The sequence below is a fragment of the Alteromonas sp. KUL42 genome (genome assembly GCF_006538325.1).
GTDB lineage: Bacteria > Pseudomonadota > Gammaproteobacteria > Enterobacterales > Alteromonadaceae > Alteromonas.
The window spans coordinates 80,644-102,404 of sequence record NZ_BJKK01000004.1; the positions used below are offsets into that span (position 1 = coordinate 80,644).

Consider the following 21,761-nt stretch of genomic DNA (forward strand, 5'->3'; position numbering starts at 1 on the left):
ATGAAGATACAATCAAATAACACAATGATTTTTAGGTAATATCAATTTCCATAGTTGGTTATTAATTTCATTAATTAGAATTGATTAGGAAGGCACTTTCTTAAGAAACAAAAAAGCCGGCAAGTGCCGGCTTTCGTCACCAATAATGTATTATCAATTAATTTGCGATAACACTTTCATCCGTAATTGGTATTGCACGTCCATCAGTAGCCAAATAGCCAGCCACTTCACGCTGCATCTCAGCTGTTACTGCTGGATTAGACGCTGGACTCAAGCTAGATGCGTGTGCACCACTATTGAACTTCACTAGCCCGCTAACCTTATCTGCACCCGGTGGTACAGTTGTAGTAACTTGCTGAAGACCAATTGTTGCTGCAAGCGGCAACTGACCGGCAAGAGGAAGCGATGTTGACACAGGGATAACCTGATCAGGCAAGTTAGCCGCGCTACCGTCACCAACCACTGTCATCATATGCACAGGTGTATTTTCACCTAATACCGTTGCGTAGTTAGTTGGGTCGCCCGAGTCCATAACCGTTTGCGCTGCAAACGCGAACTGAGCAAATACCGCATTCACTTCAGCGGCTTGCTCCGCAGTTAGGTTATCTTCAAACATGGCTACCGCTGCTGTTAACTGTTCTTCCGATACATCTGTTGTACCGTAAAGTTGAGTTAATAGACCAGCAAAGTCTTCAGATGCTTGAGACAGCAATAATCCTTTAATCAACGGACCAAATGCAGGTGACTCAAGTAGGAATTGCGCTAGGCCACCACCTGGTGATTCCAAGGAAGCTTGCTGGATTTCAAACATAGGGTCGAGTTGTCCCAGAGGCTCGCCCATAGACGTATTGGCAACGGATGCAAAGTTACCACCAGTAATTGCACCTAATGACACACCCATAATAGATACACGATTTGTATCAAACTTCACACCTTGCGCTGCAGTGGTATCAACCACAGCATTTAAACCTAAGCGCAAACCGAGCAAATCTGAAACACTTTGACGTAAGTTGTCACGTGCAGTAGGAAGACTTGCTAAGTTCATATAGTGCGTTGCACTTACCGAAGTAGCATTAATTTCATCCACGCCATCGCCGTTTAGGTCAAAACCGCGACTACCGTGTAGAGGCTGGTCTATCGCAACTGACGCAATACCCGCTAAAGATAGTGTGCCAGTAATTGCTAGCATATCTTCTTTTTTACTGGTAATACCATGTGCCAAAATTACTACAGGCCAACCTGCATCAGGCATGCTGATTGGAAAACCTAGTGCACCAGCAATCGCTGGATTAGGAACGGTAACTTGAACGTCCAACGTTTCCTTACCCATATTCCCGCCATTAGGTTGAGGATATGGATTAAACTTGGTGATGTTACGCTTGTGATCGAGTTTTTCACCGTTAACGCGTAAATCTGCAAGACCAATTGCACTACACATCTCTGCATTTGGACCAGGCGTTGCTGCTGCCAATACCTCTTGAGGTGCACCAGCCAGTACAATCCCACTATCACATGCCGCTTTCCAGAATGTATTAACTGGCGCTAATGGGTTTTCTGCGCTAGGTACGCCAAGGAAATATGGTAATGCGATGTTACCTTCGAAACGTTGAGCAGCACAGAATGGGCCAGCTTGGCCTAAGATGCCAGTAGATACAGCAACAGCGAAATCATTTAGTATTCCCCACTGAGCAGACAACTGTCCACTTACCGTACCAGCTAAACCAGCACATGTTTGCAATGCACTGAAGTCAGTGGCGTCAATAAGAGGAATTAGACCAGCAGCTTCCGGTGGTAAACTTTGCTTACCAAGAGCTACTGCGCCCGCAACTGCTTCTTGCGTAACAAGGCCAAGTGCTTCCATTGCATTTGGTTTAACCGCGACATCACGCACTACTATTGCAGGTAGAGCTTGCCCAGCAGTAGGGTCGCCCGCTGCGGCACGTGCCGCAAACTCACTAATCATTACCTTTTTAATTGTATCAAGCGAATTGGCAACAGATTGTGTGGTGAACGCAGAAACATAAGTGATCTCTTCACGAGCGAAGCCCGCACCCAGCACAGGGTTGACTAAAGAGTTCACTAACCCTTGCAACTGCAACTGTGCAGCACTTGAAAGCGGATGTGTGTTGATGTCTTGGCGAACTGAATCCCACGTTGTAGAACCTTGAACAGACTTACCTGATGAGTCTTTCAGCTCTGTCGTCATCACCAACATATAACCGTGTGCAGGTTTCAACGGCTTAAGCGGAACAAAAGAAATCGTATTGTTATCTACCAGACTTAACACATAATCTTGGCCATACGTTAACTGGTCGCCCAATTTACAGCCCGCAGACGGCGTGGTGACCTGAGCACACTGTGCGTCGCTTTGGTCAAGACCAAGCGTGGCTTCGAACATAAGTACACCAGCAGACAGTGAAGATTCGTCTAGTGATGTTCCCGGCGGTGTTTCAACGTCGATAACGAACGGATGTTGCGTTGACCAACCATCTAGCACATTAAGTGCGTTTTGTGGGTCTCCAAAATCAGTAGGATCAGCTACTGGAATATTGAGTGTGTAATCGAAAAATCCATCGTCACCCGGAAGCATTAAAAGGTCGTTTGGTACGTTTAAATTACCAGTAGCTGGATCGAAAACGATTCGGGAAAATGGTGTTTGGACTTCTGTTTCGGCCTGAATGTCGGAAAGGGTTTCATCGGAGCCACCACAGCCTGCTAGACCCAGCGCAAGGGCCACACTGGAACTTAATACGAGTTTTCTCATCTCTACTCCCTACAAGCATTGTTGTTATTCTGTGTCTAAAACTAAGCATTAAAAAGACGCTTGGGCTACCCTGCCTCGCAGGTGCAGATTTGTGTTTTAAACATGTTAGACCAGTTGTATCTCGCTCAATCTTATTGACTTTGTTGCAACTTTGCAAAGTTTTGTTAACCAGTTTTGTTAACTTTTTTACGTTTCCCAAGTTTTTTCAATGAATGTTTTACTTGTGAGCAAGTCTGAGTATGATCTGCTGCCATTGAAATAGCGAACTATCCTTGATGAAACGTAACGCAAGCTAAGGACAAAAATGAACGACTATATTGCACCAAAAGATTTACTGCGTGATAAAGTTATCCTAATAACAGGAGCCGGTGACGGTATCGGTGCACAGGCCGCACGTACATACGCTGCTCATGGTGCAACGTGTATTCTTCTTGGCCGTACAGTTAAAAAACTCGAAGCCGTATATGATGAGATTGTAGCTGCCGGTGACAAAGAGCCTGCCATTGTCCCCTTAGACATTAAGGGAGCGACACCTTCACACTATCAACAAATGGCGCAAACCATTATAGATCAGTTTGGTCGGCTAGATGGCGTGTTACATAATGCGTCAATTTTGGGCCACTTAAGTGCTTTTAAAGATATAGATGCGCAAGAATGGCAAGATGTCATGCAAATCAACCTAAATGGGATGGTTTATATGACTCAAGCACTTATTCCCGCACTTGAAAAAGCACCTCAGGCATCGGTGGTTTTCACAACCTCCAGTGTGGGTCGCAAAGGACGTGCGTTTTGGGGAACCTATGCAGTGTCTAAATTTGCTACCGAAGGCGTAATGCAAACACTTGCTGATGAATATCAAAATAAGTCACTTCGGTTTAATTGCATAAACCCAGGTGGTACGCGCACCCACATGCGCGCTCAAGCATTTCCAGCAGAAAACCCTGACACATTAAAAACACCGAAAGACATAATGCCGTTGTATTTGTATTTAATGGGCAATGATAGTGCAGACGTTAATGGTCAATCATTAGATTGCCAACCTAAGTAATAGTTAAAAAAACGCCGCTTACACATTGTGTAGCGGCGTTTTGTGTCCTTATTTGACCGATGAAAACTAGGTAAGTTAACCTACTCTCATTCGCCTATTTTAGCCCACGTGTCACGAAGACCAACTGTTTGGTTAAATACAGGTAGTTCGTCAGTACTGTCTTTATCTAGACAGAAATAACCTGTTCGCTCAAACTGCCATACACCAACGTCAGGTTTGCTCGTTACAAGACGAGCTTCAGCCCACCCTTTTTTCACTTCAAGTGATGCTGGATTAATCGCGTCAGTAAAGCTTTCTTGTGCTGCCGGGTTTGGTACATTGAACAAACGGTCGTACAAACGGAATTCCGCTGGAACTGCCGTTTTAGCATCAACCCAATGTATAACGCCTTTTACTTTGCGTCCATCAGCTGGGTCTTTACCCAATGTTTCAGGATCATACGTGCAGTAAACGGTAGTTACATTTCCGTCAGCGTCTTTCTCAACACGATTTGCTTTAACCACATAGGCATTTCGAAGGCGTACTTCTTTATCCAAAACCAAGCGCTTAAATTTCTTATTGGCGGATTCGCGGAAATCTTCAGCTTCAATATACACTTCACGACTGAAACCAATTTCTCTTGTCCCCATTGTCTCATCACTTGGATGATTAGGTGCTACGAGTGTTTCCTGCTTGTCTTCGTCATAGTTCTCTATTACGAGTTTAATTGGGTCGAGTACAGCCATTGCACGAGGCGCGTTGACGTTGAGGTCATCGCGAATACACGCTTCAAGCATGGACATTTCAACCATATTGTCCATTTTGGTCACGCCAATGCGCTTACAAAATTCAACAACTGAACCCGGTGTGTAGCCACGACGACGTAAACCCGCAATAGTTGGCATTCTAGGGTCATCCCAACCACTTACGTGCTCTTCTTCCACCAATTGAATAAGGCGACGCTTACTTAAAACAGTGTACTCTAAATTAAGACGTGAGAACTCATATTGACGCGGTGTACAGTCGATGGAAATATTCTCTATTACCCAGTCGTAGAGACGACGGTTGTCTTGGAATTCCAGCGTACATAATGAATGTGTAATACCCTCCAAGGCATCCGAAATACAATGCGTAAAGTCGTACATAGGGTAAACACACCATTTATCACCAGTTTGATGGTGTTGAGCGTGCTTAACGCGATAGATTACTGGGTCACGCATACACATAAACGGTGAAGCCATATCAATTTTAGCGCGTAGACTACACTCGCCTTCTTTGTATTCACCTGCGGTCATTTTGGCAAATTCGCGCTTATTTGTTTCAATATCAGTGTCGCGATACGGGCTGTTCTTACCAGGCTCTTTTAGCGTTCCACGCAATTCACGCATAACATCTTGTGTTGAAAAATCAACGTAAGCCAAACCTTTGTCGATCAGTTCATTGGCATATGCATGAAGTTGATCAAAGTAATTAGACGAGTAACGTGCCTCTCCGTCCCAAGTAAAACCAAGCCACTGAACATCCTCTTTGATAGAATTAACAAAGGTAATGTCTTCCTTGGCGGGGTTTGTGTCATCGAAGCGCAAGTTGCATGTTCCGCTGTAATCCTTAGCGATACCGAAATTCAAGCAAATTGATTTTGCATGACCTATGTGAAGAAAACCATTTGGCTCTGGCGGGAACCGCGTTTTTACGGTGTCATGCAAACCACTGGCTAGGTCTTTATCGATAATTTGACGGATAAAATTGGTCGGACGGTGTTCAGTCTCGGCCATTCGCATGTTCCCCTTATGCACTATTTATTAAAAAATTTGTAGCAGTATAACACTGTCAGAAATAGATGAACCATGTTTTCTTAATACAAGCCTGACAACTGGTTGAATTAAGAACGATAGACCAAGCAAAGCGCTCGAATTTGTTCCTTTAATAACGTAAAAGCATCAAAAAACATGTTTAAACACAAAATTATGCTAATCTACTTTCGCGACAACACAGTCGAAGCAGCAAAACTTGGTGTATATGAAAGAAAAAGCGACCTCTTTTGATATTGCTCACTTAGCCGGCGTTTCACAATCTACGGTATCAAGAGCACTGAACAATAGCCCGTTAGTGAATCAAGAAACCCGTGATCGCGTTCAGCGTATCGCCCGTGAACTTAACTATAAAGTAGATAAGAATGCGAGTAATTTGAGGAAGCAAAAAAGTAGCACCATTGCGCTCTTGTTGTTTGAAGATCCAACATCTGACGACTCCATGATTAACCCCTTCTTCCTTGCCATGCTTGGCAGCATCACCCGTGCATGCGCCCAAGCTAATTACGATTTACTAGTATCCTTTCAAAATCTTGACGATGATTGGCATGCCGAGTACGAAGACTCGAACAAAGCCGATGGCATCATTTTGTTAGGCTATGGCGATTACACCGATTATCAAAACAAGGTGGCTCACTTAGAATCACAAGGTACCCATTTTGTGCGTTGGGGGGCACCAGATGAAGCACATCCAGGTGTCAGTGTTGGCTGTGATAATTACCAAGGCGGCCAACGCATTACGGATCATTTAATTGCTCTTGGAAAGACGTCATTTGCCTTTATTGGGGACAATGGCGATCATGCCCCCGAATTCAAAGCGCGGTTTAACGGGTATTTTGATGCTTTAACCATGCACAATATTGGTAATAAAAGCGTTCAACGAGATGCAATATCTACTGAGGATGCTGGTGCAAAAGCCGTTCAATCACTGCTGCAAAGCAATGAACTCCCCCAAGCCATTGTTTGTGCATCAGACTTAATAGCCATGGGTGTACTGCGCGCACTACGACAAGCTCAAATTAGCGTACCCGATGACGTGGCAGTAGTTGGATATGACAATATAGCCGTATCAGCATACACCACGCCGTCTTTGACCACTGTGCAGCAAAATACCAAACTTGCTGGTGAGTTGCTGGTTTCTACACTTTTAAAAGCAATTAATAATGAGGAAGTGCAAGATTTCCTCATGCCTGCCGACATAGTTGTCCGTCAATCATGTGGAAGTGAATAATTTCTTTTTGTGACACTTTTATTACACTTTTATGAAGTTTATTTGACAGCATAGTTTAAATACGTAGACTGCGCGCATTCATTCACGTTTCAAGTTAAACCAAAACTAACGAAATAATGCGTGCACAACACCTTGTCAAGAATTGTGTCGTTTTACTCACTGGACTAATCGGGTTTGAAGCAACGGCTACCCAGTTAGAAACGAGTTATACAAACAAAGGATTGACGTTCACGACTTCAGAAGATCACTTCAAACTTCTCTTTCAAACGCGTATTCAATCGCGTTTTGCGACGCCTACCGATAATCAGCCAAATAAAATAGAAGACTATGTAGCGTTCCACTCTACTGGAAACGAATTCGGTATTAATCGCGCTCGATTTAAATTGAAAGGTTATGCTTATCAGCCGTGGCTTAAATTCGGTATTGAGTATGACTTAGTCAATAACGTAATGCTTAATTACACCCTGCACGTTGAAAAACTAGACTGGTTAAAGTTTAAGACCGGCCAGTGGAAACTCGAATACTCTCGAGAGCGCAGTATCAGCAGTGGTGGTCAGCAAATGCTGGACCGAAGTATTATAAATCGCATTTTCACAATAGATAGACAGCAAGGCGCTGCCATTTATGGTGATATTGGCGAAGAGCAAGCACAATATTTTAGCTATTGGTTGGGTGTTGCAGCGGGAACTGGAAGAGGCAGTAATAGCAACGATGATGGCGCTCCGTTATATTATGGACGCTTGCAATGGAACTTATTTGGCACACCTCATGGTTTTAAAGCCAGCGATTTGTCCTTACGCGATTCGCCTCTTGCTAGCATGGCTGTTAGTTATTCTTCAAACGAAAGTGCCTTTACTCGCTTTTCGTCATCGGGCGGTGGTCAGCTAACGCAGTTTGCTTCAGGCGTAGATAATCAATACAAGATAGAACAGCACAATATCGACATTGCATTGATGTATAAAGGTATAAGTGCCCAAGCCGAATACCACGAAAAGTCGGTCACTGATAGCTCGCGAAACAATTTAAAAACATCCTTTACAGGTCATTATATTCAACTGGGCTATTTAGGTAATCGTTTAATTGATTGGTGGCCCAAACCTTTGGAAGTTGCAGTACGCTACGCTACTTACAGTGAAAACGACCACCAAGAAGATGAAAATCACTACGAACATGCTTTCGCACTAAATTGGTTTTTTAATGGGCACAACAATAAGCTAACTACCGATATTACTCGCTTCGATATTGACCACGACGCGTTGGGTTCATTTGACGAAATGCGATTTAGATTTCAGTGGGACGTGACGTTCTGATTTTCATACCGATAAACTTTGCTTAAATCAAAATGGGCGTGTTAGAAATAACACGCCCATTTTTAACATTAACAGACTATTGGCGGGCTGCCTGAAACGCCAATCGCGCTAAAAGTGCTTCACTTTTCACTTTATCGTTCAGCACCCACACTTGCACCCCATTGGGTTTAACATTACTTACAAGCGCAGCTTTATCGTTAAGCTTTTTTACCTCTCCGGTTAACTGCTCAGTCCAAACGCCCGACTGCATATACTCGCTTATTTCAAAATGCTCACTCTCTTCGCCTTTATTAAGTAGAACAAGGGCAATTTGGTTTTTATCGCCATTTTGAACAATACGATAAAAGGCAGCTCGGTGACCTTGCAATTCAAGATTAACTTGAACACCCCGTTGCAGTGCCGGCGTTGCTTTACGCACATTAGCAATATTGGTTAATGCCTTTTTAATTGGATGGGTATTTGCCCCATCAAGACGCTCCTGCCCCACATAGTTACGATTACCCACATGTTCAGCCGTGCCGCGCATGTATCCCATTTCAGAGCCCATGTACACAACAGGAATACCACGCACCGTAAACAACCAATTATGCGCATTAATAAAACCATTATCTGTCGCATTCATACGCGCCATATCGTGGTTATCGTAAAATGTGGTTAGTTCATAAGGGTTATGATAAGGACCGTGAGTTAAATAAAGTACGTTTTCCAAATCGGCAAAATCGGTTTCTAATGGCTTTTCGAATACTTTCACCATTGCTTTTTGCATAGGGAAATCAAGCACACTTACCGCGCCATTTTTAGGTAACGTGTGCTGTGCTATGTTATTTGCCTCATAATCAAAGCTTTCACCAAACATAAAGAAATTGGGATGTTCAGCGCGAACGCGATCAGACACTTCCCGCCAAAACGTATGTGGCACGTGACGAATTGTATCAATTCTAAATGCATCAGCACCTTGGGTGATCCAATACAAATAGCTGTTAATCAGATAATCCCTTACCATCGGATTTTCATCATCCAAATTAGATAGTTTGACTAAGTCGGGATAATTGTGAAAAAAGGCATGAAGCGGATTATTTTCTGGGTCGAGTTCTTCTGGTGAAAGGTTTTGATGATCGGCAACTAACTTTCCATCTGCATCGTAAAGTTCACCGTAACCAGGCAAGTCACTCTCCATGGTAAAACTTGGGCTACCGTGGTTTGCAACAATGTCGAATACCGATTTAAGGCCGAATTGCTCGCGCATTTGATCAGTGTATTGTTTAACACTCAAATCATCACTGACAAGGTGTTCATCTGGTGTGTAATAGTTAGTGGCCCAATACCCGTGATAACCTGTTTTGCCGCCATCTTTAAAGGCGCCACCGTAGGTAATAGGCTCGTCGCCGTTAAATGCGTAATCTGGGTTATCCACCACAGGTGTCATCCAAACAGCGGTAAAGCCCATATCGGAAATATAATCACCATTATTTAAAATCCCTTTTAAATCTCCTCCCATATAACCTACATAGGCTTTTTTACCATCAGGGCCTTCTAGCGGTAATTGCCACGTGGGATGAGAGCCGCCTTGGTCTTCATGGTTGTTTTTGGGGTCGCCATCCACGAAACGATCGGTTACCACAAAATAAATCGCTTCACTGGCAAACGGATGATCAGTACCAATAATCGTTTTATTGCTGTTTAACGGAGTATTTTGTTCACCAGACTTAGTACTTACGCAGCCCGTTGTGATAGTACCTGCAAGTGCTATTGCTAATACTGAAGGTTTGAAAAACATTGAGTTATACCCCTTTTGACGCTTCAAGTGAATGTGTGTCGGTTTCCTTGACGAAAAACACGGCAATCGCGCCAATCAACATAGCGACACCTGCCACCACAATAATGTATTTAGCTTCGTTGTCGAACACACTACTTAAGATCCAACCCGCAGTTAAACCAGAAACAATTTGCGGCGCTGCAACAGTGAAGTTAAAAATACCCATGTATACACCGGTTTTGTTAGCAGGCAGTGCACCCGCTAACATGGCATACGGCATGGCTAAAATAGCTGCCCATGCAATACCAACTCCCACCATAGGGATAAGAAGTTTAACTGCACCAAGTGGAACAGTAACCTCTGTAATTAACAAATTGACATTCACAGACGTTAAATCTTGGAACAATAAGAAACTCACGTAGCTAATACCGCCCAAGGCTAAAGCGCCTGCGTAGATGGTTTTGCGACCAAATTTGTCGGCTAAACGCGCCAGGAATATAGAAAAGATAGCTGCAAATACAGAATATGCCGCAAATAAAATACCAACCCAATCACCCGCGGCGCCTTTGGCAGCGGTGATGGCCTCAGGTATTGATGGTGCGGCAGCAATAAACGCAGGGTCAAACCACTGTTTGTCTACCCCCCAAATGTGCTGAGTGATCGCTGGCGTGGTGTATACCCACATAATAAAAAGCGCAAACCAAGAGAAGAATTGAACCACAGCAAGTTGTTTCATGGTAGTTGGCATATTCACAACCAATGTGAAGAACTCAGACAAACGCTGTGATAGTGGCGCTTTCTCTTTATTAGATTGCGCAATATCTGATTCGCTCAGCCCTTTGTAACGATTGTAGTCTTCTGGTGCGTATTCTTTTGTGCGAATGACGGTCCAAATAACCGTACCTAGTAACACCGTGGCACCAATATAAAATGCCCACATTACAGAAGGAGCAACTTCCCCCATCTGTGCTGTATTTTCTAGACCAATTACGTTGGTTAAAACAAACGGTAAAATAGAACCAATTACGGCACCAATATTTATTAACAATGACTGAATTGAGTAACCCACATTACGCTGTGATGGCGGCACCATGTCAGAGACTAACGAACGAAATGGTTGAAAACATACGTTAAATGACGCGTCCATTAGTGCGACCATCAAAGCGCCCATTAACATCGGCGCTAAAAAGGCAACAAAAATAGGTGCATTTGGTAGTAGGATCATGCCTATCACCGCGGCTATAGCACCGGCTAAAATGAACGGACGACGTCGACCAATTCGATTCCATGTGCGGTCTGACGCTGAGCCCACGATAGGTTGCACAATAAGCCCCATAATGGGGGCAACAAGCCAAAACAGTGACAGAGAGTGTAAGTCGGCACCTAAGTCAGACAAAATTCGACTGACGTTAGCATTTTGTAAGGCGAAACCAAATTGCACACCTAAAAAGCCGAAGCTGACATTCCATATTTGCCAAAAAGAAAGGCGAGGTTGAGTTGTTTGCATAATTTGCTCTTATTATGTTTTATCTTGAAAACGGGTTTATTGCACAATAAAGACATTGGCAGACATAGCTGGTAGCGACAGTGTATCGTCCACTGACCAAGTCTTGCCGTCGCTTAAACGCTTTATTTGGTCAAAGCCAGATAACATCGCTGAATAATTATCAAGTGACAGGATTGTTTCTTTTTTATTTAAAATCACCATTAGCATACTGTCACTCGGTGTTTCTGGTAACCTAAAATAGGTGTAAACACCTTCTTTAGGGGCGAAGTGTTTTAATGATCCTTCAAAAAATTCAGGGTACGCTTTTCTTAATGATAATAACTGCTTTATACGTGATTGCGCCCACAGTTCTTGATCTGACAGACCTTTCCCAGTAAAGGCGTTTTTCGTCTTATCTCTAGCCTTATACATAGCTTCGTCATCAGCGTCACCACCAGCCCAACCGCCAGGGAAATCAGTACGAATTACACCGTGATCGCTTGTCCCCGTGTTATCCATTAGTATTTCCGTACCATAAAAGACTTGCGGAATACCACGAGTAGTTAAAAAGAACGTCATAGCCATATTCCATTTATTAAGGTCTTGGCCTAGTTCGGTATAAATTCGACTCATATCGTGGTTATCAGGAAACACCACTAAATTATTCGCATCGCCGTAAAGAAAATCCGTCGCTAAGGTTTCATAAATGCTAATGAACCCACTGTTCCAGCTTTCGTCACTCCCCAGCGCTTTTACCACGGCTTGTTGTAATGGAAAGTCCATCACTGAGGGAAGCGCACTCACATAATCATCATGTCGATGGCTTCCAGCTTGCCAATATGCTGTTATCGCGGGGTTCACTGACCACTCTTCCCCGACAATATTAAAATTGGGGTACTCTTTCATTAAGCGCGTTGTCCACGCACTCAAAAAGGCTTTGTCAGGATACGAAAAAGTGTCTACGCGAATACCGCTTAAATTTGCATATTCCACCCACCAAATTGCATTTTGTATCAGGTAATTAGCTAAGTGTGGATTGCGCTGGTTCAAATCGGGCATAGTTGGAACAAACCACCCGTCACTAAACGCACGCTGATCACTTTCTATTAAATGCGGGTCGTGTAGTGTTTCACGCTTATGTGTTGTGCCTATGAACTTGCCTTCATTGTTGATCCAATCCAATGACGGGGTATCTTTCATCCATTGGTGATTACTACCAATATGGTTGAGTACCATATCCATAATAATACCAATGCCCTTTTCATTCGCCGCCTTGCTTAACGCAACATAATCTTCATTAGTACCAAAGCGTGGATCAATCTTGTAATAGTCTGTAGTCGAATAACCATGATAACTGTATTTATCCATGGCGTTTTCAAGTAACGGCATGGTCCATACTTGCGTAAACCCCATCTCTTTTATGTAGTCGAGGTTATCAACAATACCCTTAATATCACCGCCATGACGACCACCTGCATTTGTTCGGTCTACCTTATCGGCGTAACCGGCAATATTATCGTTTGAAGTATCACCGTTAACGAAACGGTCAGGTGCAATTAGGTAAATACTGTCAGATGGTCCAAAACCCTCGCGAGAAGACGCATTTAATTCACGTTCTTTGAAACTGTAGACTACTTCCCTTTCGCTTCTGTCGTCATCTGTTAAAACTATAGTAACGTCGCCTGCTTGCACATTCGTTGTATTTAAGGTTACAAACAAATAGTTTTTACTATCAAGAGCGGTAACTTTTTCTACTTTAATATGCTCACTTTTAACGCTTACTTTGTCGTCTGCAACATCATTGCCATATAGCATTAGCTCTACAGAGGGTGATTTCATATCAACCCACCAATTGGGTGGCGACACGGTTATATCTGAGGCTAGTACTTGAGCTGACAAGCCCCCCAAAGTCAGCGATACAGCCGTGTACAAAGTGCTTTCAGCTTTCTTAGCATTAAATAGGCGTTTAGGAATAAGCACAGCAACCTCATGTTAAAATTACGTTAACTTACAAATTATCGCTGATACTACCTGTGTTATGCCCTAAGACCAATCTTGTGCATACGTATTCACAGCAACAAGGAAACTAGAGCCTGTGTATCACTTGTTTATATTGGTATATCAGGCCACTAGTGCACTTCTTATTTTTAAAAAAGGAAGTGCACTAGTACGCAAACCAATGAGTAAAAAGCGATTTCAAAAACGTCTAGTTAAAAAGCATACACACGTGTTTCAAGCCCATTTAGCGATATACTTGCATTGTAGTTATCACCGCGCTTTTCGAGCTGTAATGCATCGTGTGACAATAGCGCAGAAAGTGTCTGCTGAGGGTCGTCAATATTAAGTGGGGCTTGTGGTATGGTCAGGGTGATGTTGTTCACGCTGTTTTCACTAAAGTTGGCTATAACAATAAAGCCATGACCATTTTCCACACGCGCAAACGCGAATTGCTGTTCACTATAGTTGGAATTTTCAATAGCTAAATTGATGTCGTGTAAGCTAACAAATTCACCCAATACAGCTTTATTTGTTGCCGCAATAGTCATTACCTCTTCGTAAAAATGACGTAGTGCTTTTTCTTCGGGCGTTGATTGTCCACCGTCAAACTGACCATCATTCATATAACGTTGGTGCGCTGGTACGCCAACATAGTCAAAGATTGAAGTACGTGTTGGATCGCCAAAGCCCGTTTCCTCGCTGCCATCTTCTCCCACATCTTGGCCGAAATAAAGCAATGTGGGTGATGCACTAATAAGCGCACTTACCGCAAGGGCTGGTTTTCCTTTTTCCGCTGAGCCAGCAAAGTCTGGGCTTGCAATGCGCTGTTCATCATGATTTTCTAAAAAGTGCAGCATATGTGGTGCGATATCACTGACTTCTTTATGAACGCGGACCAAGTCACTGACTTTACCCGTGCCCTGCATAATTTGCTTTAACGTGTCATAAAAGCCCACTTTGTCGTAGAGATAGTCCATCTTCCCCAAGTGCAGGTAATCACGATATTTATCAGGTTGATACACTTCAGCTAGTAGGAATGCATTGGGATTTTTCTGTTTAATACTGCTGTTTAAATAAGACCAAAATTCGACGGGCACCATTTCCGCCATATCGTATCGAAAACCATCCACGCCTTTCGCTAACCAATAATGTGTAATATCTTTAAATTTAACCCACGAGTCAGGGACGGTTTTGCCTTGCCAAAACGCACTGTGACTTTCTGTGTCTTTGTTTGCGTACATTTCGGGTAGCGTGGCAAAGTCATAACTACCATCGGGTTTAACCCCATAGTTTACTTTTACCGTTTCATACCAATCATTGATATCGGGCTTCGCGGCCCTCGCCCCATTACCTGTCCATTTTGCTGGGTTTTCTTCGAATTTACCGTCAGATAAAGGATGTGAGTCTCCACCCAATACCTTGTACCCTTCACTAGTAGGTACTTCAAATGTTTCACCAACCACATAATAAAAGTTGTTGTCTCTAGCATATTCCACTGAGGTATCATCGTTTTCGCCAAAATCACTTACCCCTTCAGGGGCAGATACAGAGCGATAGTCACGGGCAACGTGGTTGGGAACGATATCAATAATCACTTTAAGACCAGCATTGTGCGTACGTTTTATTAACGCTTCAAATTCTTCAAGTCGTTTAGCAGGGTCAGACGCTAAGTCTGGATTAACATTATAGTAGTCTTTTACTGCATAAGGAGAACCTGCACGCCCCTTAATAACATCAGGATCATCTTGTGTAATGCCATACGCGGTATAGTCGGTGACTAAAGCATGATGAGGTACGCCTGTGTACCACACATGTGAAGCGCCAAGGGCTTTAATTGATGCCAATGCTTCTGGTGTAAAATCGTTAAATTTTCCAACGCCATTTTCTTCCAAGGTCCCCCAAGGTTTATTAGTGGTATTGGTATTCCCGAACAACCGTGTAAACACTTGATAGACAACGGGCTTACCATCACGAGACTGCTCGTTCGTGACATTAGATTCAGGTGCTGTTAAAGATGGCGCTTCACTGTTTGATGTTGCTTTATTTGCCGTCATAGGCACTTGATCCGTACACGCAATAAAACCAATTGAAAGCATAGCAAGTGATAACGGTTTGATGCGAGCGGGTAAATTGAAAGTAAACATGGCAATTTATGAATTTTATTCTACATAAGGACAGAATACGCGTTAACTGTATGTTAAAAAACATGCATACGTATTCAGTATCAAAAATTCATCAATAAGAAGATGACGAGTTTAAATAACACGCTTATATATCATGGCAATCCAGAATTTAGCAGCCGAACTGATAGTGTGAATATTAACGCGTTTTTGTTAACGGGCGTTTGTCAACGCGTATCTATTAACGTGCATTTATCAACGCAGTAGGGTTGTTCTGTTATTGGTATCTCTGCTTTCTCTAATGAGAGCATCTCCGAATTCATAATGCGACTTGGCTAACCTGTCATAAAGCAACACATTGGCCGTTGCTGCCAAATTCATACAACTGTACGTTGGCACGTAAACCACGTGATCGCACCACGCGAGTACATCACTTGATACACTGCCGTCTTCCGGTCCAAAGATATAGTAAGCATTTGAGGGATGTTCAAAGGCAGGAAGCGGTATGGCTCCTTCCACCAGTTCAACGGCAACCACAGAAGCGCCAACGGGGATCGTTTCTTTTAGGTCGTCAACACCAATCGTAGGAATGGTTTTATGGAAGGCTTTGGTATCAGCGTTAAAGTCTTTTGCAAAGCGATAGCGCTGCCCCGTGTAAAAAACACTCGCCACACCATAACACCCCGCCGCTCTTAAAATTGATGCAACGTTAACGGGGTTTTTAGGGTTAACTAAACCAATTGAGACCTTTTGCTTCGTAAGTTCCACTGACCACTTTTCTACCAATGCTTAATTTGGCGCAGATAATGCCACGTTATCCAAAAGGTATCTACTGTCAGTTCTACCTAAGACATCATCTTCATTTTTTATATACCGACGAGCCATTCTGCGACCAAGCGCATACCCCTTAAGTAATTTCTTCTTGTCCATAGTAAGGCGCTTAACACAAAATCCTTCATCTGGTGCGATAAGGTTTATCTGACAATCTGCAGGCGGATGTTTTAAAAACTCAAGAGTTTCATTATAGATATGTGGGCGCGCAAGCATGGTCTTTAACAAGGCAGGTTGGGTACCGTACATTTTTTCGAGAAGCCAAGGTGATTTTACTTCAGGTTTCGTAAATCCGTATGGCTGAGAGAGCACAACAGTAATGTCTCGGGCACCTAATTCATACGCTTGTTTTACGGGAATTGCATCGGCAACACCACCGTCTACGTAGCATATTCCATTAATTAACGGCTGATCTCGAAATACTGTAGGCAGTGCACAGGATGCCACCATCAAGTCATCAATATTATCAATTGTGGCTTTCATATATTCGCACTGGCCATTATCAACATTGGTCACACCAACGTATAAAGGCATTATCGCTTTGTCACCGGGTGTTGGAATATCTAGGGCGTTTTTTTGAATAGTGCCACAACCAATGTACGTCAGTCATGTGACCGCCTTTTATAAAGCGCAGCGGACTGTAAAACTCTCGTTTGGTGGCATATTGCGTGATGATGGTTTTACTTAAACCTGGCATTCTTGAAACATAAGTAGATAAATTTGTTGCCCCGGCTGACACACCAACAGCAAAGTCATAGGGGTAATAGCTTTCTTCCATGAACTTATCTAAGACACCTGCGGCGAAAATACCGCGCATTGCTCCCCCTTCTACAACAATGGCCTTTTTCATTGAAACCTCCATTCCGGTATGTGGGGCATGTTTGCAATATGTATGAGTTATAAACGTCATTACCCATCGCGAATTGTGTCGAAATAGCAGAGATGAACGTTACGCATTTACTCAACACAAGTTAACTGCAACAAGTTACGTGCCAATACAAATAAAAAAACCGCGGACATGGCCGCGGTTCCTATTAGCTTCGTTAAAGAAGTGCTATTTCATGGTTACAGTAAGCGATGGCGCATTTCCATCTGGACCACTCACTTTGAATTCGTACAACCCAGCATCAGACACTTCAATCACCAAGTTATTGTTACTGCTGCCAAGTACCTTTGCTTGCCCAGTTACAACTGCATTTGAAGCTGCATCATTTGGATTGCCTAAATTCACCGTTGCCCAGTCTTCAGAAGCCACTTTAAATTCAATGGTTCCTGCACTTAGCTCAACATCAGCGGTATAAACGCCAGCACCTTGATATGTAAACATATTTGCAGTGCCCCAACCGTTCATACCACCACGAACAAAGACTTCTGTTGCCCCCCAGTATGCTTCTTTGAAGATACCAATGGTAGGGGCAGACATATCGCTAACATTGAATACAAACACATAGCGGTCTGCTTCTTCTATGGTAAGCACCAAGTTGTCATTTGTACGCGCCAAGCCCAATGTATTACCAGGAGACAAGTTTCTGTCTGCATCATCTGCTGATAACGCACCGAAATTCACTGTATCCCAGTCAGCAGAAGCCACTTTGAATTCATAGGTACCAGGCTCCATATCACGTGCAAATGTATACACACGTCCACCTTGGTATGCAAACTCTTCATCGGTTCCCCAGCCGTTCATTGCACCACGAAGGTACACTGGTGTTCCAACATAGGGCTCTTCGTTCTCAACTTTGATAATAGGCGCTTCGCTATCGGTAGCGTCAACAGTGAACAAGTACGTTGCCGTTACACTTGGCGTGAAGGCAAGGTTTGTATTAGTACGAGCAAGTACTTTCTCAACACCTTCTGCTACAACACCATCATCACCATCAGCCGCACCAAAGTTCACCGTTGACCAGTCTTCAGACGCAAACTTAAAGCCGTACGTCGTGCCCGCTTCAAGTGAAACCGTAACTGAATAAATGCCATTGCCTTGGTACATGAATGCATCATTCGTAGACCAGCCATTCATATCACCACGCAGGTAAGCGATAGTATCACCGTAAGGAACCACATCTGGCGCGCCAGCTGTCGCAAAGGCAGATAGACCATAGCCTTGAGCACCCGATTGCGCTTTAACAAAAACGGCAATCGTTAACGCTGGTACGGTAAATGTACCATTGCCATCTTCACCTTCGGTGAAACTTGCGCCACGAACCGTTGCATCTACTGAGTTCATCTGTGTTGCATGTAATGAAAAGCCCGTTGCCGTGTTCACGGTAATCGATTTCTCTTCATATCCAGTATTCACAAGTACCATGATGGCATCGTTCATCATATCTAAATCCGCACGCGGTTCTTCACCTTCCCCGGCAACACCGTCATCAATACTCATGGCAATAAGGCCACGTTGCTGACGAGCACCCAAGTTGTGGAAACCAATACGGTCAATGATGTCTGCACCTGTGGTAAGTCTAAATAGTGGGCTAGACATACGGATAGAAAGCAATTCATTGAACACGTCAGATGCGAACATAATGTCAGACATCGACGCTGCACGTTCTGGGTTATTAATGAATGTACCCATTTCTTCCCAACGACTTTCATTGTCTTGGGCTAATGGCAAGCCTACATTCCAGTTGTTGGTTTCATAGGTGAAATCCACATAGTTGAACCAATCGCCAGAATCATAGGTGTTACGGTCCATTGACTTCGAACGCAACATATCACCACCCATTTGTAAAAATGGGATCCCTTGAGAAACCAAGTTAATACCCATTGCTACATTTTGAGCGCGCACGCGTTCGCTCAAGCTAATGTCTTGAGGCAATGTGTAGTTTAATTGGTCCCACAGGGTTTCATTGTCGTGTTTAGATACGTAGTTAATGATGTCAGCCGGGTCTTCTGCATAACCACCTAGGTTACTGGTTGCCCCAGCTGTGCCGGCAGATGTTTGCAACACGTAGTCTTTCAGTGTACCAATCATCCCCATTTTCACGCGGTCTTGATCGCTAAGTAGCGCGTCAGATTCAGGCGAGAAGATATTGCCTTGGCGAATAGCTTCACGAATACGATCGTTATAAGTACCAATTTCCGTACCCGCCATGTTCAGCTGACTGGCTTGCTCGTAACCGCGGTCTATCTTCGTCCAACCCTCGCCATAGAAATAGTTGTCTTCGTCGATAGCTTGAACCGCTTCACGTAAACGCACCATGGTATCTTTGGTTGCTTGGCTCATGATATCAAAGCGGAATGCATCGTATTTGTAATGTTCAGTCCACATAAGAAGTGAATCTTCCATGAACTTTTCCATCATTACGTTGCGTGGTTCAGTGTCATCACAGCACGTCTCACGCACAATTGCACCTGTATCAACTTCATAGCGGTGGTAATAACCTGGTACCACTTTATCTAATACCGACTTAGGAAACACACCTGATGCATTAGTATGGTTGTAAACAACATCTAACGCTACGCGTAACCCCATTTCATGCAGTGCTTTTATCATTGCACGCATTTCAATGATGCGCTCAACACCTTCTGCACTTGATGCATAACTGCCTTCAGGGGCATTGAAATGATGAGGGTCATAACCCCAGTTAAATGTATCAACGCCACGTAAATCGTTAGTCAGTTGCTGTGCTTTGCCACCTTCTGACAACGGTGAGTAACTGTTGTACACGTCAATTAACAACGTAGACGCATCTTCTTCTTCACACACTGCTGCGTTGGCATTCAAGCGACATAAAGCCCCTACCGTATCGTACAAGTCGATAGTGTTAGCAGGGTCTTCATCAATTGTGGCAATGTCGTTTGCAGGCAATACATGGAAGTAGTTTAAGCCAGCGTTAACCAACTTTTTCAAGTGCTCAACAGGCGCAGTGCCATCTTCAGTAAACGCGAGGTATTTACCGCGATTTGCTTCACTGGTAGACATATCACGAACACTAAAGTCACGTACATGCCCTTCGTAAATTACCGCATCTTCAGGGTTTTCTATTGTTGGGATTGTGTGGTCATCCCACCCTTCTGGCTTCAAATCGTCATCGGCTAAATTAACAAAGCGAGAAAAACGGCCATTGGTGCTCAGTGACATGGAGTAAGGGTCTGTCACCATCAAGGTTTCAATGCTTCCTGTGATTGGGTGATACACCGTTACTTCGAAGCGATAAAGCTGTCTGTCTAAAGACATGTCACCATCGTAGTGCCAAACGCCAGTCATATCATCGCGCGTCATATCGATGCGTTGCGAAAGTGTCTTATTATTGTTGTACAGCAACAAATCAACATTTTTCGCGGTAGGTGCCCATAAAGCAACCGAAATACCACTATCTGTGTAGTTTGCACCTAATGACGCTTCATTGGCATCCTCTTCACCGGCGGTGTAGATAGAATCAATAGCGTTCGCAACTTGAAGGCCGGTTGCTACAACCAAGACCCCATCTGCATCATAGCCACCGACAACGGCTTGCGTAGTTAATACTGTTTTAGCATCTTCTACTGACCAATCACCTTCCCACGCCTGCATAGAAGATAGATGCGGCGCTTGCGCCGATTGCTCTTCAGTTAGCGTTGTTGACATTAACGTAATCGCGGTACCGTTAATACCGGCTTCAAGCGAGCTTTCAAGGTCGGCTTGAGCAGAATAGTGAAGCTTAACTTCTGCAACAGTTTCAGGAACATCCCACAAAATAGTATTAGCATCTAACCAGTGTGCACCGAAGCCTGCAATATCAACAGGTTGTGGACCTAGAGACATAATTGGATATTCAAATACCGTTGGCTCACCTGATAGGGTAAAGTTCATTCGGGTGAAAGTTTCATCGTCCTGAATCAATGACCCTTTGAAGTCACCGCCCCCCATTTCTTTGCCTGCATCATCAGTGCCTTTGTGAATAATGAAGTTGTGGCAACTGCCGTAGCCTTCTTTTAACTCAAGTACCCAATAGGCACCGTAGTTAGGATCGATACCGGTATGAACACGACCATTTGCCCAGTCTGTGTCCGCGTCGGCATATGCATCACAGCTGTCGTTGTTCCATGTGTGCAAACGCCATCCCTCATAGGCGGGGTCGTTGTTCGAGTTATCAGCATCTACGTCTGCGCGGTTATAGTACAACACAGCTTGATTAGATGACGGCGTGAATATAGGTGCTGGTAGCGCTGGATCAGCCCCTGCTTCACAAGCATCATTGGTCTCGTTAGGCACCAACGGTGCTTCACATTGAATGGGTGGTGGTGGCACACACGCTGTACCGGCTTCATTCGGCACATTAGGTACAGAACACGTAAGTAAATCGTTGGTACCCGACTCTACACCTGAGCCTCCACAACCCGCTAGCGTTAACCCGCCTATTACGAGCAAGGCTGCACGCCACACTCTCAACTTAGTCAACATAGAATTCTCCCGATTAGGATCGTTATTTTCGGTCAATACGG

At 43.8% G+C, this 21,761-nt stretch carries 13 protein-coding genes; 3 read left to right on the plus strand and 10 right to left on the minus strand.

The genetic code is table 11. The annotated features are described in order from the left end of the window. Positions 1-157 precede the first annotated feature (157 nt). Positions 158-2,764, minus strand: coding sequence for a VolA/Pla-1 family phospholipase (locus EYR97_RS07600; protein ID WP_131093249.1), 2,607 nt, complete (start codon positions 2,762-2,764; stop codon positions 158-160). Between the two features lie 304 nt (positions 2,765-3,068). On the opposite strand from EYR97_RS07600, the gene EYR97_RS07605 reads away from it, so the two are divergent. Beyond that, the gene (locus EYR97_RS07605) at positions 3,069-3,812 is read left to right on the plus strand and encodes a YciK family oxidoreductase (RefSeq protein WP_131093250.1); all 744 of its coding nucleotides are present in this window, start codon (positions 3,069-3,071) and stop codon (positions 3,810-3,812) included. Positions 3,813-3,898: 86 nt separating this feature from the next. Here the strand turns inward: EYR97_RS07605 and glnS are convergent, their stop codons facing one another. Further along, entirely contained in the window at positions 3,899-5,566 is a 1,668-nt protein-coding gene (glnS, locus tag EYR97_RS07610) for a glutamine--tRNA ligase (protein ID WP_131093251.1), read from the minus strand. A 244-nt stretch (positions 5,567-5,810) separates the two neighbouring features. Between glnS and EYR97_RS07615 the strand changes: the two genes are divergently transcribed. After that, on the plus strand, positions 5,811-6,833 hold the full coding sequence (locus EYR97_RS07615; protein WP_131093252.1) for a LacI family DNA-binding transcriptional regulator: 1,023 nt from the start codon (positions 5,811-5,813) through the stop codon (positions 6,831-6,833). A 116-nt stretch (positions 6,834-6,949) separates the two neighbouring features. Next, complete coding sequence (locus tag EYR97_RS07620) at positions 6,950-8,143, plus strand: porin (protein ID WP_131093253.1); 1,194 nt, start codon at positions 6,950-6,952, stop codon at positions 8,141-8,143. 76 nt (positions 8,144-8,219) lie between these two features. Here EYR97_RS07620 and EYR97_RS07625 read toward each other — a convergent pair whose 3' ends face one another. The 8 genes from EYR97_RS07625 to EYR97_RS07655 all read right to left on the minus strand — a co-directional run bounded on the left by EYR97_RS07625 (position 8,220) and on the right by EYR97_RS07655 (position 21,720). Beyond that, entirely contained in the window at positions 8,220-9,920 is a 1,701-nt protein-coding gene (locus tag EYR97_RS07625) for an alpha-amylase family glycosyl hydrolase (protein ID WP_131093254.1), read from the minus strand. A gap of 4 nt (positions 9,921-9,924) precedes the next feature. Next, positions 9,925-11,406: an MFS transporter gene (locus EYR97_RS07630; RefSeq protein ID WP_131093255.1), complete on the minus strand. Its 1,482-nt coding sequence runs from the start codon at positions 11,404-11,406 to the stop codon at positions 9,925-9,927. 36 nt (positions 11,407-11,442) lie between these two features. Continuing rightward, positions 11,443-13,317, minus strand: a complete 1,875-nt coding sequence (locus EYR97_RS07635) for a glycoside hydrolase family 13 protein (RefSeq protein WP_242634962.1) — start codon at positions 13,315-13,317, stop codon at positions 11,443-11,445. 278 nt (positions 13,318-13,595) lie between these two features. After that, complete coding sequence (locus EYR97_RS07640) at positions 13,596-15,437, minus strand: alpha-amylase family protein (protein ID WP_307722608.1); 1,842 nt, start codon at positions 15,435-15,437, stop codon at positions 13,596-13,598. A 321-nt stretch (positions 15,438-15,758) separates the two neighbouring features. After that, complete coding sequence (locus EYR97_RS07645) at positions 15,759-16,271, minus strand: RNA methyltransferase (RefSeq protein WP_131093257.1); 513 nt, start codon at positions 16,269-16,271, stop codon at positions 15,759-15,761. Between the two features lie 21 nt (positions 16,272-16,292). Then, complete coding sequence (locus EYR97_RS22305) at positions 16,293-16,868, minus strand: patatin family protein (RefSeq protein WP_242634949.1); 576 nt, start codon at positions 16,866-16,868, stop codon at positions 16,293-16,295. Positions 16,869-16,878: 10 nt separating this feature from the next. After that, entirely contained in the window at positions 16,879-17,184 is a 306-nt protein-coding gene (locus tag EYR97_RS22310; protein ID WP_242634950.1) for a patatin-like phospholipase family protein, read from the minus strand. Positions 17,185-17,388: 204 nt separating this feature from the next. Beyond that, positions 17,389-21,720 carry an alpha-1,6-glucosidase domain-containing protein gene (locus EYR97_RS07655; RefSeq protein WP_165478004.1) on the minus strand — a complete coding sequence of 1,444 codons (4,332 nt, stop codon included), beginning with the start codon at positions 21,718-21,720 and terminating at the stop codon, positions 17,389-17,391. Between the last annotated feature and the right edge of the window lie 41 nt (positions 21,721-21,761).

What these genes read in the sequence shown, in the direction of transcription:
- EYR97_RS07655 (WP_165478004.1), bottom strand. Translation starts at nt 21,720, where the DNA reads ATGTTGACTAAGTTGAGAGTGTGGCGTGCAGCCTTGCTCGTAATAGGC.
- EYR97_RS07620 (WP_131093253.1), top strand. Translation starts at nt 6,950, where the DNA reads ATGCGTGCACAACACCTTGTCAAGAATTGTGTCGTTTTACTCACTGGA.
- EYR97_RS07625 (WP_131093254.1), bottom strand. Translation starts at nt 9,920, where the DNA reads ATGTTTTTCAAACCTTCAGTATTAGCAATAGCACTTGCAGGTACTATC.
- EYR97_RS07600 (WP_131093249.1), bottom strand. Translation starts at nt 2,764, where the DNA reads ATGAGAAAACTCGTATTAAGTTCCAGTGTGGCCCTTGCGCTGGGTCTA.
- EYR97_RS07630 (WP_131093255.1), bottom strand. Translation starts at nt 11,406, where the DNA reads ATGCAAACAACTCAACCTCGCCTTTCTTTTTGGCAAATATGGAATGTC.
- EYR97_RS22305 (WP_242634949.1), bottom strand. Translation starts at nt 16,868, where the DNA reads ATGCCTTTATACGTTGGTGTGACCAATGTTGATAATGGCCAGTGCGAA.
- EYR97_RS07605 (WP_131093250.1), top strand. Translation starts at nt 3,069, where the DNA reads ATGAACGACTATATTGCACCAAAAGATTTACTGCGTGATAAAGTTATC.
- EYR97_RS07640 (WP_307722608.1), bottom strand. Translation starts at nt 15,437, where the DNA reads ATGACGGCAAATAAAGCAACATCAAACAGTGAAGCGCCATCTTTAACA.
- glnS (WP_131093251.1), bottom strand. Translation starts at nt 5,566, where the DNA reads ATGGCCGAGACTGAACACCGTCCGACCAATTTTATCCGTCAAATTATC.
- EYR97_RS07615 (WP_131093252.1), top strand. Translation starts at nt 5,811, where the DNA reads ATGAAAGAAAAAGCGACCTCTTTTGATATTGCTCACTTAGCCGGCGTT.
- EYR97_RS22310 (WP_242634950.1), bottom strand. Translation starts at nt 17,184, where the DNA reads ATGAAAAAGGCCATTGTTGTAGAAGGGGGAGCAATGCGCGGTATTTTC.